Genomic DNA, 15,860 nt, shown 5'->3' on the forward strand with positions numbered 1-15,860 from the left:
TACGTAATTGCAGTTTGTGTATGCTTGTATTGTAAAACAATTTCAAATACTAATGCGATTTCTTGCTACTGATAGAAACTTTTGCTTTGGGTTGTCTGGTTTTCTTTTCTGACTCGGCTATAACAAAATCAATTTTGCTGGTTTCTAAATCGACCCGAACTAGTTTGATACGGATTCGATCACCAAGGCGATATTGCTTGCCGCTGCGTTCGCCCAGCAAACTGTGCTTGGTCGCATCAAAATGAAAATAATCACTCGGTAGTTCGGAAATATGCACCAGTCCTTCCACATAAACGTTGTCCAATGCGACAAACAAACCGAAGCCAGTCACACTGCTGATTACTCCATCGAAACATTCACCGATTTTATCCTGCATATAAAAACATTTTAACCATGACTCAACATCTCGAGTGGCATCATCTGCACGTCGCTCGGTCATTGAGCAATGTTGACCAAACTCGTGCCAATCGCCGGGATGGTATACTTCCCCTTTTAATACTGCTTTAATCGCACGATGCACCAGTAGATCCGGATAGCGCCGAATTGGCGAGGTAAAATGTGTATAGGCATCGTATGCAAGTCCGAAATGACCGGTGAGATCAGGACTGTAGATGGCTTGTTGCAAGGATCTCAACATCACTGTCTGTAGCAATTGTGCATCCGGCCTGCCTTGTATTTCGAGTAAGGTCCGCGCGTAATCTTGGGCACTGGGTTTGTTTTTTCCTCCTAGTTGAATGCCGAACTCCTTCAAAAATTTACGCAATTTATCGATTTTTTCCGGAGTAGGGCTTTCATGAATGCGATAGAGTGTGGTCTGTCCGTGTTTCTGTAAAAAATCTGCAGCACAGACATTAGCTGCAAGCATGCATTCCTCAATCAATCGGTGTGCTTCAGTGCGTTGCATTGGTAAAATCTTTTCAATTTTACCCTGATCGTTGAAGAACATTTGGGTTTCAGTGGTTTCAAAATCGATTGCACCACGTTTCTTACGTACTTTCAGTAAGGCTTTGAAAAGTTTGTAGATCAATTGCAAGTGTGGTAATAATTCTACGTGCTCCTGCGCTTCACAGCTTTTTGCATCAGCCAGTATTGCGGCAACTTTGGTATAGGTCAATCGCGCGTGCGAGAGCATAACAGCGGGGTAAAATAAATAATCCAGAATATCGCCGTTGGCCTGAAATTGTATCTCGCACACCATACAAAGACGTTTTTTATCGGGGTTTAATGAGCATAATCCGTTAGATAATACTTCTGGCAGCATTGGGATGACACGGCGCGGAAAGTAAACCGAATTTCCTCGATTGAGTGCTTCGCGGTCAATCAAATCGTGCGGTTTGACATAGTGACTGACATCCGCAATTGCTACATACAACCGGTATCCTTTCCCGTCTTTTGCGCAGAAAACTGCATCATCAAAATCCTTAGCAGTTTCACCATCGATGGTTATCAGTGGTAAATGACATAAATCTTTACGTTCGACCAGTTCTTTTTTTAATACATTTTTAGAGAATTTAGCTGAAAGTTGCTCGATTTCAGACGAGAATTCATAGGGAAGATCATGCTTGCGCAAAGCGATTTCAATTTCCATTCCTGGAGCGGTATAGTTACCAAGGATCTCAATAATTTTACCGATGGGCTGGACGTGCTTACTCGGCTGTTGAATAATTTCCACCATCACGACCTGGCCGGCTTTGGCTTTAAGTGAGTGCTCCTGGGCAATTAGAATGTCCTGACTGATGCGTTTGTTTTCAGCTACCACCAATAGAATTCCGTGATCAATGTGTAACCGGCCTACTAATCGAGTATTGCAGGATTCCAATACTTCCACGATCGCACCTTCCCTGCGTCCGCGTCGATCCAAGCCGGTTTCTCGAACTAAAACCCGGTCACCATGTAAAGCTTTTTGCATTTCTTTGGCGCTTAGATACAAATCAGCGCTACCATCATCTGGAATTAGAAAACCAAACTTATCGGCATGCCCCTGAATTTTGCCTTTGATCAAGTCCAGCTTTTCCATCACGCAAATATCGCCTTTACGGTTGCGGAAAATCTGACCTTCGCGCATCATCGCCGACAATCGACGATTAAAAAGATCTTCTTCTTTTTTCGTAATGGAAAGCAATTTTTGTAATAAACTTTCGGTGATGGGAATGCCCTGTTGTTTGAGAATTTGCAAAATATATTCCCGGCTGGGTAATGGATGTCCGTAGCGTTCTTTTTCACGCTCATAATAAGGATCTTGGTTCCGCAGCTTTTGTTTCTTCTTAATTGACAAAACAGTGATTTCCTATAGAATTACGCGTTCTTTGGCAGCCGGATTCGGTTGTCTCTTGCCCAGATGGCGGAATTGGTAGACGCGCATGGTTCAGGTCCATGTGCCTTCGGGTGTGGAGGTTCGAGTCCTCTTCTGGGCACCATCATAAGAAACTAACATATTGAGAGTAAACATAATTATTTTTCAATATAAAATTTATATGCCCAAAACTATGCCTAAATAATTTTGCTGGCTAATTTTTAAGCAGTAAATTACTGCCAATCAACCTTACATTTAATTTATATCACATCTCATCTCTGATGTGAGTACCTAAATACAAGATTAATTCAATACCCCCCTCCAAAACTCCCGCACATAAAAATCTGATTAGGCGAACGGTCTATGGATGATAAGACACAGACTTTTGACATGCCCCCGGTATGAACTGGCAACAGGTAAAGACACGGATATTCAGGATTCTCAAATAAAAACCGAATTAATTTACTCACTCAATAGCAAGTTATTGATAATGCATACGTTAATATTGACCCCCCCACCTTTAAATACGATTTTTTGCAAACGAATGGCAGCGAACGGTCTGGAAGCTAATAGCTGTAGACTTTTAACCCGCCCCCGGTCATGCCGTGGGCTGGTAATCATTACATGATTCAGGTGCTACCAGCACACGTTCGCCAACATATAAAGCTTCAAGCATATGATGGTTCTGGCCGCAAACAAATCTGAATACCGGGCGTTTGTCGGTAAGTATTTTTTGCATGCTTATGTGCTTGCACCCTTGGCAGCTTGTGCCTTTGTTGGGTGATTCGGTGAATGGATAAATAATCCTGTATGGATCAATCCCGTACTTTTGGCAAGTCATCGCCCATGATCTGATTTGTTCTGATTGCGTCATGGTTTGAAGCTTCATCATTTGTTCCAGAATTTCTTCACTACTGGCTGTGACTTTATTACAACAGGTTAGCAGCATGCAGATTGCAATAGGATTAATTGAGTGCGTTTTTGCGTCGCGAAAATTATCTGAAGCCACGCCTTCAACGTGCGGATTATTTTCCCGTTCTAGTCCTACCCCCTTATTTTTTAGTGGGGCGAGTGGGGCGAGTGGGGCGGAATCTTTGAAACCGTTATGGTTATTAGCTTCTGGCCGCCCCACTTTTTCATACTCGACACTCAAGGCAGTGGGGCGCGCCCCACTTTCGGGGCAACTTCTGCCACCTTCAATGCTATTCTCTGCCCCAATCAGAACATCCCAATTAATCATTTTCATCGCCCCAAATCGTAGGCAACACATGAAAAACACGCTTTCTGCCCTCGCCTGGCAAATCCTTTTTTGGCTGCAAATGCTTGCCATCGCCCTTCATATAACCCAAGTTAATCAGCAATCGTGCAACTGCTTTTGAATCGAATCCTTTGCATATTTCCGCTTTGAAAACTTCGGGGTAACAGTAGTACTCAAGATTACCCTCAGCATTTTTTACACGGAATCCGGCTTTATTCATCGTTCGGGGCGTATGGTTATCATCAACCACTGTGCGTTCAATATCGGTAAACCTGGCTTCACCATGCGATTCAAGAAAGTAGCGCACTTGTTCAACCATCGCTCGATCTTCTCGGCTGCCTTCCCCACCAAAAGCCTGAAGCCATGCTTTAAAGCAGGTGATGGCGGCTTGCATCGATTCACCTGGTCGCCATCCGGTAATACCCCAATCAGTAGCCAATTCACCCGCAGCACCGGCAAGGGCAAACCGCGCAGCTACTCGCCGCGCTTGTCCACTGGCCGCATTGGTGAGGGTTGATTTCTCAAACCTCAGCCGTGCATCAGCCAATGATCCACGTAAGGATTCACGATTCTTCAACACCTGTTCAATGAAAGCAGGGAAGGCGGTACCGTAGTATTTCTTCACTGCCAACCCCAAGGCAATGGCGAATTTGTCACCATCTTCAAAACCGTGCAGATTCTCAAAGCAACCCATGCCACACCCGGCATCAGCGGGAATATCGGCCATACGCAATTCGGCACCGGCTGGCGCTTTCTTTCCCGCTTCGGCCATATGCTGGCTTAAACTTAATTCGCCAGAAGACAAGAACAGCAACCGCCATTTAGCCGTAGTACGTGAGCCCCCGTTCTGGTTTGCTCTTACCTTGGCCGAACCATTGGCCAGCATATAAGCCGATTCACCCACAATTCTGGCTTCCATCTGCTTTATTTCATCCAAGGTCAGAATTGCATCGCAGTGTGAAAGTGCAGTACTTTCCAGCCCGTTATCCGTTGAACGCCACCGTTGTAAATACTCAGGCGAACCGCATACGCTGCCAGCCATAAATAAGGCCGTTGTCTTGCCGTCTGAACTTCTGCTCCGGTAATGAAAGCCGCCCGATTCCATTTCAATCAAATGCAGCAATGGTTCTGCAAATGCAATCGAAACTGCAAAGGTTAAGCGGCTATTACCCACACACAAGGCCGCTACATGCTCCCGCCATTGCTTCAGCGTTCCACGTTGTCGGAATAAATTGGAGTCAGGGCGATTATCACTGAATAGCCATTCATCATCGGATTGACCAATGGAACCATCCTGCAACACAAAAACCAAATCATCGTTGACACCATGCCAGCCGGAGCGGTTAGTGGTACGCGCTCGCTTCTCGGGGGTTTGTGTTTGCAGATATTCAATGACTAATTGCCGGGCTTTGGGTGCTATGGTCAAACCTTCTGATAACAAGCGCCCTGAAGCTTCCAAACCCTCACCATTAAATGAACGGGCAGGGATAACCAACTGCTTGACTTTATTATCAGGATCAGAAAAACGAACCAGTGTTCCCCATTCCCTTGAATCAGCATCACGCGCCAGTGCCAGCACTTCAAGCCGTGCGCTGACTTTACGGCGGCGTAATCCGTCTTTGGTTGGTTCCAGAAAATACAAACCATCATCGAACAATTCAAAGCCACGCTGCACGGTTTCGGATTGCTGTTCATCTGGCTTATTGCCTGGCTTTGTTTCTTTGGAGCCAGGTGAAATCAAGATATCTTCACGCTTCAGCAACAGGGTGAAATGCTCCGCTTGCCAGCCACGCGCAACCAAATCAGCGGCATCGTCACCAATGGCCAGTGGCTCACCTTTTACCAAGTCTGGCATGCGGCTAGAGCCGCCATCCTTGATCTGTTCATCCACCAATGGTGGTTTTACCAAGTCTGGCTTGCGATTTGAGCCTTCACCGATCCATTCCGGATTAAATGCTAAATGATCAATATCCAACATCCGAACCGAACGAGCACCCGCAGCCTTTAACTGCTTCACCAAATCATTGGCGGCTTTTTTACCGGCCAGATCGTTATCAGGAAAGATCGCACAATCACGACCGGCAAGCGGGGTGTAATCCGATTTGTCAACAGCCTGGCTTCCGCCTTGCCAGCACAGAATAGGGTGATCAGGTAGCAGCTTTTGCAGGGCTTCCTCTGCCTTTTCACCTTCAACAAACCAGCAATCAGCATCAGGAAATTGCTGCAAGGAAGGCAGCCCATAGAGCGGACGCAAGCCACCCGGAGCCTTGAACCGCCATTCCAGCTTGCTGTTTTTCTCCCAAAGTGTCAGCGGTGAGAATTGCTTTTTCTCACCCTTCGGCTTATCAAACCGGTCATGATAAAAATTAATGCGGCCATCTTTATCATGATAGGGATACCGCTTTGACGGCTTCCCATGCTTAGGATGTGCAACCGGCGGCCTAGGTGCTTTATCCGGTATCGGCATAACACATTGCCAGCCGTCATCATCGCCGCCCGGATTCTTACCGCCATTTAATTCTTTTTGTTCGGCTGATGGTTTACTGTTACCGGATTGTTTTGAATCGCTCCGGGCTGGTTTTTGCGGGTTGGCTGGTTCCGATTCAATCCCAAGAAATGCACCCAGTCGCTTGGCTGCTTTCAATTGGGTTTCACCTTCCAGATAAGCAACCAGGCTGACCAGGTCAAGCCCTTTGTCATCGGTTGCAAAGTCTGACCATTTGCCGGTATGAAGATTAATTGAAAATGAACCCGGCTTACTGTCCGATCTTTTAGGGTTCAGCGGCAAATATTCATCACCTTCACGCTTGCCACCGGGCAGCCACTGACTTAATACACTGTCAATGCTACCCAGTGCAGCGGATGCAATTTTTTTAATGAACGGTATCGACAAGATCACCTCCATCAGCAGGTGTAAGCCCCTCAAGAGCCCTGCTAAAATCATTGCCAGCCTGACTCACTATCATGGACAACGCAGTTAAATCTGATTTTCTAAACTCAAAGTTTGAATCAATTAGCCTTATCAAGAGATCCAATTGATCAATTGCCATCCTACAATTCATGCCTTCTTCAGAATCTATTGGCATATGATTCTGCAATTCCCAGATCTCTTTGCGAAGTGCTTCGGTTTCGATCTTTAATTTTTCAGGATCAATCAGAAGCTGGCTCCCATTTGGGAAGATATACTTGTCATAGAGTGCTTGAAATTTAGGCTGAATGGCCTTGATGCGTGCTGTTAATACGCTTTCGTAATTACTGGCTTGGGAAACAATGTGACAATTACCTGCTATTTTCCTTGCAAAAATTTCTTCCAGTGATGTAATCCAAACAGGCAATCCATTGCAGCAAATCTCATTAAACAGTAACAAAACACTTTTTAGATCGTGCTCGAAAAGGGGTCTATGATCGAGTTCACAAACGTGCTCGCCGCTCACCTCTACCCTTGGCTGAAAATGACACGATATGAACCCGGCATGATCCGCATGCACTTTTAGATTCTCGGCAATTTCTTGAATCTTGCCGTCATTGGCTATCTCTAATTGATCAATAATTAAATACAAATCTCCAAAAGATTGCGACAAAACATCCATAAACCCCAAGCTGTCAGCGCTTGACATGAGCTCGTACTCATCAGCTTGTTGCAGACTTAACAGACTGTCATGCAAAAAACTAAAAGTGCTTTCTATGCTTCTTAATTTCCAAATGATTTTTGGGTATTCGTCTTGTGGTATGACTGCTGAATGATTGGTGTCTGATGCAGTAGATTGATTAACTGAGGCCATGGCTTATGCTCCTTTGTTCACGGTTCGAGAAACCGCCACCCGTGCACGACACGGGGCGGGTGAATAAGTCAGGTTGGAAGACTGGACGAAAGTACCAGCGAGCCCGAAGGCTCCCCAAAATATCCACCCATAAAAAAACAAAGGGCAAATAAAATAAATACCGGATACAAAAAAACCGCTCAGCGGCGGTATCCGCTTTCGTAACAGGCTTCCAAACCTGGCCAATGATTTTGCATTGACGAACGAAGCATAAAGCCAGAGGATTGTATTTGTCAATGGAAACATCATTCACGCCCACCTTTAGCCCTATCTGCAAGCCATTTAAGTGTGTCAATCATGAAAACATGTTCTTTTCTTGAGTGCCCAGGGTGATCCATAATCCAGTCTTGCAACGTATCCCGCACCATAACTGGAACAAGATAATTGATTCCACAAGAACACCTTGTATTTATACGTTCTGAAATGGTCGTGGCGGTTTTCCCATCCTGACAGAATGAATTCATGGTCACGGTAATAAGATCAGGATTAGCTTTTGAGTATCCTTCACCGAATCTACTATCAATGATGCGGATCGCTCTATCAAAGATAGATTCCATTGCGCCGCTTGTTTTAGGCATCAGGTCTGAAGGGGATAGCTGATTGCTCATGTCCGCACCTCTGCATGCTTGCCGGATGAGTTGCCTTCAATCTGATTGTGAATCCATTCTTGAACCTGAGATTCACGCCACCGGCTGGCATTGCCAATTTTTAAAGGTTCTGGAAATTTACGCTGTTTAATTAATTCGTAGAGATAACTAGTACCAAATCCCACTTGATCCTTCACTTTGGAAATCGGCAATAACCTTTCTGGCTCTACTATTCTTCCAATTCTCTGAACGTCTGCTGGTGATTGATTGACATCCATGCTCAATGATTCCTGGATGGATTTTTTGCTGTTGATTTTCATAACATTCCCTCTGTATGCATGCAAAATTGCATGTCAAGGAATGTAATGATTTGTAATAGGTATTTCGAGAAGCTTACCTATTTATTTATGCGGGCTTATTTTTCTCTTTTCGTGGGCTTTAAACCCTCTGGACAACAAATGCTTCCTAATGGACTCGCAGGCACTATCAGGATAACCAAGATTCTTGCTAATTATTCGAGCTAATAACGAAGCTGATCTATTTGCAGGATTTTTCTGCTTGATTCTATCGGCCTCTTTCTCCCATTCTGCCTTTATTTTTTCAGAGTACTTTGTACATGACTCTTGCAAGGTCTCAATTCGCTTAGTATTTTTGGCTATAACATTCTTTGCAAATTGAATGAAAGGCTTATCAGTCTGATAATTTTTTTCAATAATTGATATTTCTCTTTCTAGAACAATAATTTGTTTTTTGTATCGAAGATTAATACTTGAATCAGAGGATTCTGGAATTGGTGCAAATAAATTATTTAAATGAATTCTTGATTTATTTGAGATTGGACATACTGCTTCTAAAATGTGCACCATGCTATCAGGAAGGGATTCAGCCTCAAGCCTTCTGGCCAGTTTTCCGGGCTCCAAAAATTCTTTTACATGTTCTGGCAATTCAGGATCAATTATCCCTCTGATTATCTCTCTAATATAATCATCACCATCAAACATATATAACACCCCTTCAAAGTGCACCCTTCAAGATAGGTCACCCCAAGGCGGTGAAGGTTTCCGCTTTTCGCCTGGCCGGGCTATGGAGTGATTGAAATTATTCTAACCTAAAACCCAGTTTTTCAACTCGCAATTTCCTGAATAGTATTTATCGATTTGAAGTCTGATTTTGTCTGACTAAATACTAATCACTCACTGAAAAAAACAGGGGGCACTTTCGCAAAATGTGAGTAACTTTGTGAGTAACAATATATTTTATGAAACACATAATGGCGGGGAGATTGGGGGAATTGCTAATGCTAAAAATAATGTAGCCCTAGAATCAATGGGATACGAGTCCCACGGGCAGCAAGGGAGTGTTGAGTACGCGATTAGCCTTGATATGGCCAAAGAGCTGTCCAGGGTCGAGCGTAATGTTCAAGCATTTCTATCCACAGGTAAAGCAGCTTCACGGCGTGCGATTCTTGCCTTTTTCGTGGGTGGTTCCAATAGTTTGGCCGCTAAGTCATGGAGCGTAAGCAATAACTCAAGGTGTCGCTGCGCCCAAACGGGCAGGGGGGCAACACCGGTCAACCAATTGCTGACACTTACCGGGCTTAAGCCTGCCTCCATTGCAAAATCTGATTGCTTCCAATTAAGCCTGGTTAAACCATTTCTGAATTCTTCCGGAGTCATAATTTTCCTTGCGCATGCGCGAGATAAATGAAATCTGAGAATAGCAATAAATAAACGTTAAAGCAACTTTAATTAAAAGTGGGGAATCGATGCTAAATATTAACGCAACTTTATCAAAAAGTGGTAAAACGTTGCTAATGATGAATTTAACATAACGTACGTTATCGGAAATTGAAAAAAAATCTCTCGAAAAGTGGGAGATTCAATATTCATGCGTGTTTCAGGTGCATTATTGAATCTTAGGCAGTAATTCACATAATTATTTTGATTGCAAAATAGCGCAATGAATAATTATTTATGTGATCGTCTGATTAAAAATTAATCATTTTCACCCGTGCCGGTAAGGTGGCAACAGGAAACTTTCGCGCAGCATTTTCGCCTCAATTAGGTCACACAATTCCAAAAAGTGGGGCACACATTGGCACCCAAGTTACATTAATTCCGCCCTTAAGTGGGGCGCGCCCCACTGCCTTGAGTGTCAAGTCTGAAAAAGTGGGGCGGCTAGAAGCTAGTAACCATAACGGTTTCAAAGATTCCGCCCCACTCGCCCCACTCGCCCCACTAAAAAATAAGGGGGTAAGAATAATCGCGGAAATGATGCTGCAAGATTTAAATTGCATTTTTGAATAACGGCACGACAATTTCACTGGTTTTCAAAGCATCGATATAATCAGCCCATTGCTGAATCAATTTGTGACGTTCATCAAGAAATTGTGTCCTATCATATGCAGCCTGCACTTCACCCTTCTTTGCATGCGCAATCTGAGCCTCCAATACATCAGGATCAATTCGTAATCTTTCCCTTGCAATGGTTCTTAGTGTGGCACGGAAACCATGCGTAACAGTTTTTCCACGCATTCCATTTTCCCTTAGTACCTTGCTCAAGCTGTCACGGTGCATATGCTGGTTGATAGGATCGCGGAAGCCTGGGAATACAAAAGGGGATTCATGGGATAATTTTTGCAATTCGCTCAGCATTGAAATCAATTGACCAGGCAGGGGCGTGATGTGGTCATTGCCCATCTTCATTCTGCGGGCTGGTATGTGCCATTCCCTATTTTCTAAATTTAATTCATCCCATCGCATACCAGCCACAACACCTGGGCGGGTAGCAGTGTACAAGCAAACCAGTAAGGCCACTTTTGAATGAATTGAGTTTATGCCATCAATCGCTTTTATCAAAGCGGGCAAGTCATTAGGTTTGGTGACAGCAGCATAGTGACCTTTGATTGATTTGGGCAAAGCACCTTTCAGAGATAATTCCCGGCCATCCTCCCGCAATCCTTCTTGTATTGCATATCCTATGATTTGATTGCAATACTGCCGTGCTTTTACTGCCAGTCTGGGCGCGCGCTCATGAATTTCAATCAGCACCAGCTTTACATCAGCGGAAGAAATGTCTGTAATTGATTTCTTCGCAAGTCTTGGAAATAGAGAATCATCCATTATTCCGCGTGCTTTTCTGGCTGTTTCCTTTGCCCACCCTTTGGCTTTATGGGCGTACCACTCTTCAGCTATAGCTTTGAATGTGCCACGTATAGCGGTTTCTTGCTTTTGTTTTTCTGATTTTTTATGCTCAACAGGGTCAATCCCTTGTCTTAGTCTTTGTTGAATTTCTTCGGCTTGTATGCGTGCAATACTTGCAGACACATCAGGATAAGAACCAAGTCCAATCATATTGCGCCTTCCATCAGGTCGCCTGTAGCGTAGTGCCCACCTTTTATTGCCATTAGCATCGACAATAAGCTCCAAACCTTTGCCGTCATATTTGGTTTCACCTGGCTTTGCTGCCCGGATTTGCACATCAGTAAGATTCATTATTTTTTTAGGCATGGTTCGGGTCTCAAGAAATTCCTATGCCCAAAACTATGCCCAAATATTTCCGGCTGAGCAAGGATTATTTTGGATTGCTACGGACAACTATTTTTTGCAATGGCTTATTTACTGAGTTACAGAAAGGGCTTTTTGGATTGCTGCGGATACTGGCGGAGATCGGTTCGGGGTTTCTTCTGGCACCATAAATTACCACTAAGTTTTCAGTATTACTATAATAAATCATTTTATGTATCTCAATTCTACTGCATACACATAGCGCTACAGGAAAAAAGTCCTTGCTATCAAAGCGAATCAGCCGGTAAATTCTATTTAAGAATTGGTATTATTGTTAGTGCATCATCGCCCGCATTGTCATTAGAACATCGCTACCTCTCAAAGCAAAAATTTTGTCGTCAACTGATTAGTCGTTGATCCAGAAGTAATTTCCGGCAATTATCTCGTGGAGCATAGAAATGATAATTGTCTGAAAAATTTATCTCTCAATGACTAAATTTCATCAAAAACTCAATAAATCTACACCTTACCAAAGACAAATAGAATACGAAGAATTGTTGAAACCGTAGTTTCAGACTCTATGCGGCGACGGCCGCCAATAAATTGATACGACTGCTGTGGAAATATCCTGCAGTTAACCAAAAATATAAAGTTAATTATTGCATATCTTCCTCATTGATTTCACTTTTTGTTTCCTAGTGCCGAGTCCTCGCTGCCTAGGGTCTTAATCTTGGCAGCACTGAGCACTTCGGTTCATCGGTGAATGTGGTCGCCATAATCGTTTGTAAGCTTGTATAGCCGGGTAGTTTGCACTGAAACTCCAGAATGTCGCAAAAGTTTGGGAATATGAATAGAGATTATTCAATTGCATTCCTTGTGCTTTAGCATATAGATGCACCGAATAATCTCTTGAAGGCAACTAGCATGCGGATTATTTTGTCCAACTTCTGTTTATGGGATACAGGAAGTCGGAGAGCTTCAGTTCCAAATTCATGAGCTAATTCTTGTTTTTTTAATCCGATTAGTTTTTGTTGCAACAGTTGATTAAAAACGTGCTTAACACTGCTTAACACTAGTTATGCAAACAAGTAAAGTTATAAAAGTTTTTTTATGCTTTCAAAATATCAGGAGAAACTATTTCTAATCTGGAATTTAAATCATATGTCGTTATGTTTTACTGGGAGCGTACCCAATAACGTTGCAAGGAGGCTTACCATGATGAATCATAAATTTTCGTCTGATAATAACGATGACATAGATCCAATGACCATGGATTTCGATGACGAGGAAGCGCTGGCTGATGGCATGATTCCGGACAGTCGTATCGTTAAGCTTATCGATGAATTAGAGATTGGTGAGGATGATTTCGACGTTGCAGAAGAATCTGAAATCGCAATGAAATCTTTGGGATTTGACCAATACTTCGAGTGACGAAGAAAAATATTGGTTGCAAGTACTAAAGTTTGGCATATTGATGGTAGGATGCTTTTATTATTGGTATGGTTTCTGGTCGTATGGATCTGGATAGACGCAGTTACGCCCTTGTTTCTTGGCCTGATACAATCGTCGATCTGCTCGGGCGATTAATTCATCCAGCGATACGTCGATATCGTGAGTGGTTGCAACGCCAAAGCTTGCAGTAAATGAGAGTTTCTCGGCTTTATCAATATTGATCTGAATAGACATAATTCTTTTGCGCATTCTGTTTGCGATGGTTACTGCATCCACCAATCGTGTCTCCGGCAGGAAAACGAGAAACTCTTCTCCTCCCCAGCGCGCCAGCACATCTCCACTGCGTGCTTCTTTCTGTATTATTTCTGCTAACTTGACGAGAACGCGATCCCCCATGGGGTGGCCATAATTGTCGTTCAGTAATTTGAAATCATCGATATCGAGTATAATGACAGAAGTACTGCTTCTGCTGCGTAAGCTCATGGCCCAAAGTGGTTGCACAAATTTATAAAATGCGCGACGATTATTTAAGTTGGTTAGTAAATCAATATTAGCCATCTTCTCGGCAGCCAGTTTCTCGTCTTGGTTGATATTAAACCGTTCGGCAAGCGCAAGTGCCAGAAAAATGGCATCCGCCATCATGCCGATATCTGAAGCCCGATAAGTGAGCCAATTGAAAGGAATAAAACCCCATATAGCATTAGCTGTGATGGTGCCGCCAAATATCGTAAAAATCGATGCCAGCAAAAAGTATTTGGCAAACTTGTTACCGGCTCGCAGAGAAATAACGCCTAATATAACGGCAAGGATAAAGAAATAGAAAATAAAAACAATTGAGATGAGTAGAGTCGCTATAAATTTACCAGCAATGATTGTAATCAGTGCCAATGCGCTAAAGCCGAAACAACTAGATACAACCCATTGATAAATGCGAGGCCAAGTTACTTTTATATTTAGGAATTGTAGCGTAAATGCAAAACCACTCAATGTACAAGCCATGATCAGTATCGGACTTGCCCATTGCTGCCACATTGGAGACTCGGGCCATAGCCATTGATAGCCGTGACCTGTATAAGCTACATTCAATATCACAAATAATAAGAGATAAAGGGAGTAAAAAAGGTAGGGATTGGCTCGTAAACCGATATATAGCATGAAGTTGTAGGCTACCAAAGCCAAGCACACGCCATAAATTAATCCGTAGCTATAAGCTTGCAACGTATTTCTGTCGGCTATTTCTTCACTAGTAAGGAAATAAATGGGTATAACCATCGCGTCTGCAGATTCAACTCGGATCAACACAACAGTGTCACCGACACCAAAATCATGTTTATTTACAAAAAATCGATGATTAATAGGTCGTTGCGAAAATAACAAACTGTCACCGAGATGATAGCTGTTGACTAATCGGTCTTTTTGGAGAAAATAAACGTCAATTGTATCCAACCAGGGGGTTTCAAACAGCAATTTTCGAGACACATAATTATGCGTATTATTTCTGACGTAAAATGCGAGCCATACGGGTTTTGCCCCGATGCCAAAATTAAGTACGGAATTACTGGATTGCGAAAAATGGCCATACTTAAATGCTTCATATGCGCTTCTAAAACTTAAGTGATTGTTTTCACTCCGATAAATATGAATTTGTTGTCCAATCGGTTCTTCATATTTTCCGGAAACATCAATGCCTTGTGCGCTTGCCAGTAAGTTCCAGAATAAGCATACGGGCACTAGCGCTAGCAATACGATTATGTTTTTCATGAACGACTTGTTCGCGATAGTTAAAGATTAAGGGCAGTAGCAGTAGCAGTAGCAGTAGTTTTGAACGGATTAAACTCGTGTTATCTTAAATTTCTTAAACAGGCATTCGTGTAGCTTGCATAAATAAATAAATGTTGATTAAAAATTATACCGTTTCCCTGTGAAGCGAGAATAAAGTGTAATCATTATTGATTATTTTTCATATCATGAAAACAACCAAAACAAAAAGCATTAAGAACCAGACTTTTAATTTTACTTCCTGGAGTCTAAAATTTTCTGGATCGGCTGCATTGATCGCGGTATTATCGGTAGTAGGTCAACGTTCTGTGCTGCTGGATTTCAAATTGGTTGTATTGCTACTTGCGTTGAGCGTGCTAATAACGTTAGCTGCCATAGTTCTAGGGTTAATCGGAACTTTGCGTGCTATCAAAGCAAAGCATTCAGTTATCACTGAAACGTTATCCGGTTCAACTTTGGCTTTATTCGTGATCATGCCGGTACTCATGACCGTGCTAACGGGTGCAGGTGCGCCACAGATTCATGACATTACGACCGATTTGGTTGATCCTCCTGAATTTCTGGCTGTAAAAGCGCTACGCACAGGTGAACATAATCCGCTAGATCGCTTCACACCGGAAAATCTGGCTAATCTTCAGAAAGAGGGGTATCCCAATCTGAATTCAATCATTCTGGATCGTCCATTTTGACCAGGTTTTTGAGCAGGTGGTTGCATTGGTGAAAAAGCGAGGTTGGGAAGTTTTGGCTGTTTCTGCTGCTAATGGCCGGATTGAAGCTACCGATACCACAGCAATAATGGGCTTCAAGGATGATGTCGTGATTCGAATACGAGCGGAAGGCAAGAAATCGCGTGTGGACATGCGTTCCGCTTCTAGAGTTGGAAAGGGGGATTGGGGAGTCAATGCTGCGCGTATAAGGCTTTTCCTGTCTGAATTGAAACAATGATGTCGGTAATCTCAAAACTACGGAATGAATAATCAAATAGGCAACCCTTAAGTATACTGATGGTATCATTTTGCAAATCATTTTGATTTTGAATCTGTTAATTGCCAGCATTATCTTTTAGCCGAATCGATTCCATTTCATCAATGGGGCAAATTTGTGGCAAAACTCCAAGAAATTCCATAGGATGACTGTATGCGAAAGAAGCATATTATTTCTACA

16 protein-coding genes and 1 tRNA gene are annotated in these 15,860 nt (G+C 43.0%); 7 read left to right on the plus strand and 10 right to left on the minus strand.

All coding sequences use genetic code 11. The features are described 5' to 3' along the window. Nucleotides 1–49: 49 nt before the first annotated feature. The gene (gene rnr, locus C7H79_RS02730; protein WP_106705764.1) at nt 50–2,275 is read right to left on the minus strand and encodes a ribonuclease R; all 2,226 of its coding nucleotides are present in this window, start codon (nt 2,273–2,275) and stop codon (nt 50–52) included. A 57-nt stretch (nt 2,276–2,332) separates the two neighbouring features. Between rnr and C7H79_RS02735 the strand changes: the two genes are divergently transcribed. Next, nucleotides 2,333–2,417: transfer RNA gene (locus C7H79_RS02735), tRNA-Leu, on the plus strand. A 474-nt stretch (nt 2,418–2,891) separates the two neighbouring features. Here C7H79_RS02735 and C7H79_RS02740 read toward each other — a convergent pair. From C7H79_RS02740 to C7H79_RS02770, 7 genes are all read right to left on the minus strand, one after another. Continuing rightward, nucleotides 2,892–3,533 carry a hypothetical protein gene (locus C7H79_RS02740; protein WP_106705765.1) on the minus strand — a complete coding sequence of 214 codons (642 nt, stop codon included), beginning with the start codon at nt 3,531–3,533 and terminating at the stop codon, nt 2,892–2,894. Beyond that, on the minus strand, nt 3,526–6,444 hold the full coding sequence (locus C7H79_RS02745; protein ID WP_172592330.1) for a DUF927 domain-containing protein: 2,919 nt from the start codon (nt 6,442–6,444) through the stop codon (nt 3,526–3,528). The genes C7H79_RS02740 and C7H79_RS02745 overlap by 8 nt, the downstream gene beginning before the upstream one ends. Then, nucleotides 6,425–7,333: a hypothetical protein gene (locus tag C7H79_RS02750; RefSeq protein WP_106705767.1), complete on the minus strand. Its 909-nt coding sequence runs from the start codon at nt 7,331–7,333 to the stop codon at nt 6,425–6,427. Before C7H79_RS02750 ends, C7H79_RS02745 begins: the two co-directional genes overlap by 20 nt. A gap of 3 nt (nt 7,334–7,336) precedes the next feature. Beyond that, nucleotides 7,337–7,621, minus strand: a complete 285-nt coding sequence (locus tag C7H79_RS02755; protein ID WP_106705768.1) for a hypothetical protein — start codon at nt 7,619–7,621, stop codon at nt 7,337–7,339. Continuing rightward, nucleotides 7,618–7,980 carry a hypothetical protein gene (locus C7H79_RS02760; protein ID WP_106705769.1) on the minus strand — a complete coding sequence of 121 codons (363 nt, stop codon included), beginning with the start codon at nt 7,978–7,980 and terminating at the stop codon, nt 7,618–7,620. The genes C7H79_RS02755 and C7H79_RS02760 overlap by 4 nt, the downstream gene beginning before the upstream one ends. Continuing rightward, the gene (locus tag C7H79_RS02765; protein WP_197714582.1) at nt 7,977–8,279 is read right to left on the minus strand and encodes a helix-turn-helix transcriptional regulator; all 303 of its coding nucleotides are present in this window, start codon (nt 8,277–8,279) and stop codon (nt 7,977–7,979) included. Before C7H79_RS02765 ends, C7H79_RS02760 begins: the two co-directional genes overlap by 4 nt. Before the next feature lie 81 nt (nt 8,280–8,360). Beyond that, nucleotides 8,361–8,960 carry a hypothetical protein gene (locus tag C7H79_RS02770; protein WP_106705770.1) on the minus strand — a complete coding sequence of 200 codons (600 nt, stop codon included), beginning with the start codon at nt 8,958–8,960 and terminating at the stop codon, nt 8,361–8,363. A gap of 238 nt (nt 8,961–9,198) precedes the next feature. On the opposite strand from C7H79_RS02770, the gene C7H79_RS02775 reads away from it, so the two are divergent. Together C7H79_RS02775 and C7H79_RS02780 are read left to right on the plus strand one after the other, a co-directional pair. Beyond that, a complete protein-coding gene (locus C7H79_RS02775; protein WP_106705771.1) occupies nt 9,199–9,666 on the plus strand; it encodes an antA/AntB antirepressor family protein in 468 nt (155 codons plus the stop codon). A gap of 314 nt (nt 9,667–9,980) precedes the next feature. Next, nucleotides 9,981–10,265 (plus strand): hypothetical protein, encoded by a 285-nt coding sequence (locus C7H79_RS02780; RefSeq protein WP_106705772.1) that lies wholly within the window; start codon nt 9,981–9,983, stop codon nt 10,263–10,265. Here C7H79_RS02780 and C7H79_RS02785 read toward each other — a convergent pair. Further along, nucleotides 10,245–11,468 carry a tyrosine-type recombinase/integrase gene (locus C7H79_RS02785; protein ID WP_197714583.1) on the minus strand — a complete coding sequence of 408 codons (1,224 nt, stop codon included), beginning with the start codon at nt 11,466–11,468 and terminating at the stop codon, nt 10,245–10,247. The genes C7H79_RS02780 and C7H79_RS02785 overlap by 21 nt on opposite strands. A 23-nt stretch (nt 11,469–11,491) precedes the next feature. Between C7H79_RS02785 and C7H79_RS17835 the strand changes: the two genes are divergently transcribed. Together C7H79_RS17835 and C7H79_RS02790 are read left to right on the plus strand one after the other, a co-directional pair. After that, on the plus strand, nt 11,492–11,656 hold the full coding sequence (locus tag C7H79_RS17835) for a hypothetical protein (protein WP_172592331.1): 165 nt from the start codon (nt 11,492–11,494) through the stop codon (nt 11,654–11,656). A 1,024-nt stretch (nt 11,657–12,680) separates the two neighbouring features. Further along, entirely contained in the window at nt 12,681–12,896 is a 216-nt protein-coding gene (locus C7H79_RS02790; RefSeq protein WP_106705773.1) for a hypothetical protein, read from the plus strand. A 60-nt stretch (nt 12,897–12,956) separates the two neighbouring features. Here C7H79_RS02790 and C7H79_RS02795 read toward each other — a convergent pair whose 3' ends face one another. Then, nucleotides 12,957–14,678 (minus strand): sensor domain-containing diguanylate cyclase, encoded by a 1,722-nt coding sequence (locus tag C7H79_RS02795; protein ID WP_106705774.1) that lies wholly within the window; start codon nt 14,676–14,678, stop codon nt 12,957–12,959. Between the two features lie 206 nt (nt 14,679–14,884). Between C7H79_RS02795 and C7H79_RS02800 the strand changes: the two genes are divergently transcribed. Together C7H79_RS02800 and C7H79_RS02805 are read left to right on the plus strand one after the other, a co-directional pair. Continuing rightward, the gene (locus C7H79_RS02800) at nt 14,885–15,385 is read left to right on the plus strand and encodes a hypothetical protein (RefSeq protein WP_106705775.1); all 501 of its coding nucleotides are present in this window, start codon (nt 14,885–14,887) and stop codon (nt 15,383–15,385) included. A 28-nt stretch (nt 15,386–15,413) separates the two neighbouring features. Beyond that, nucleotides 15,414–15,641, plus strand: coding sequence for a DUF1499 domain-containing protein (locus C7H79_RS02805; RefSeq protein WP_172592332.1), 228 nt, complete (start codon nt 15,414–15,416; stop codon nt 15,639–15,641). Nucleotides 15,642–15,860: the final 219 nt, after the last annotated feature.

Source organism: Nitrosomonas supralitoralis, assembly GCF_003011925.2.
GTDB classification, from domain to species: domain Bacteria; phylum Pseudomonadota; class Gammaproteobacteria; order Burkholderiales; family Nitrosomonadaceae; genus Nitrosomonas; species Nitrosomonas supralitoralis.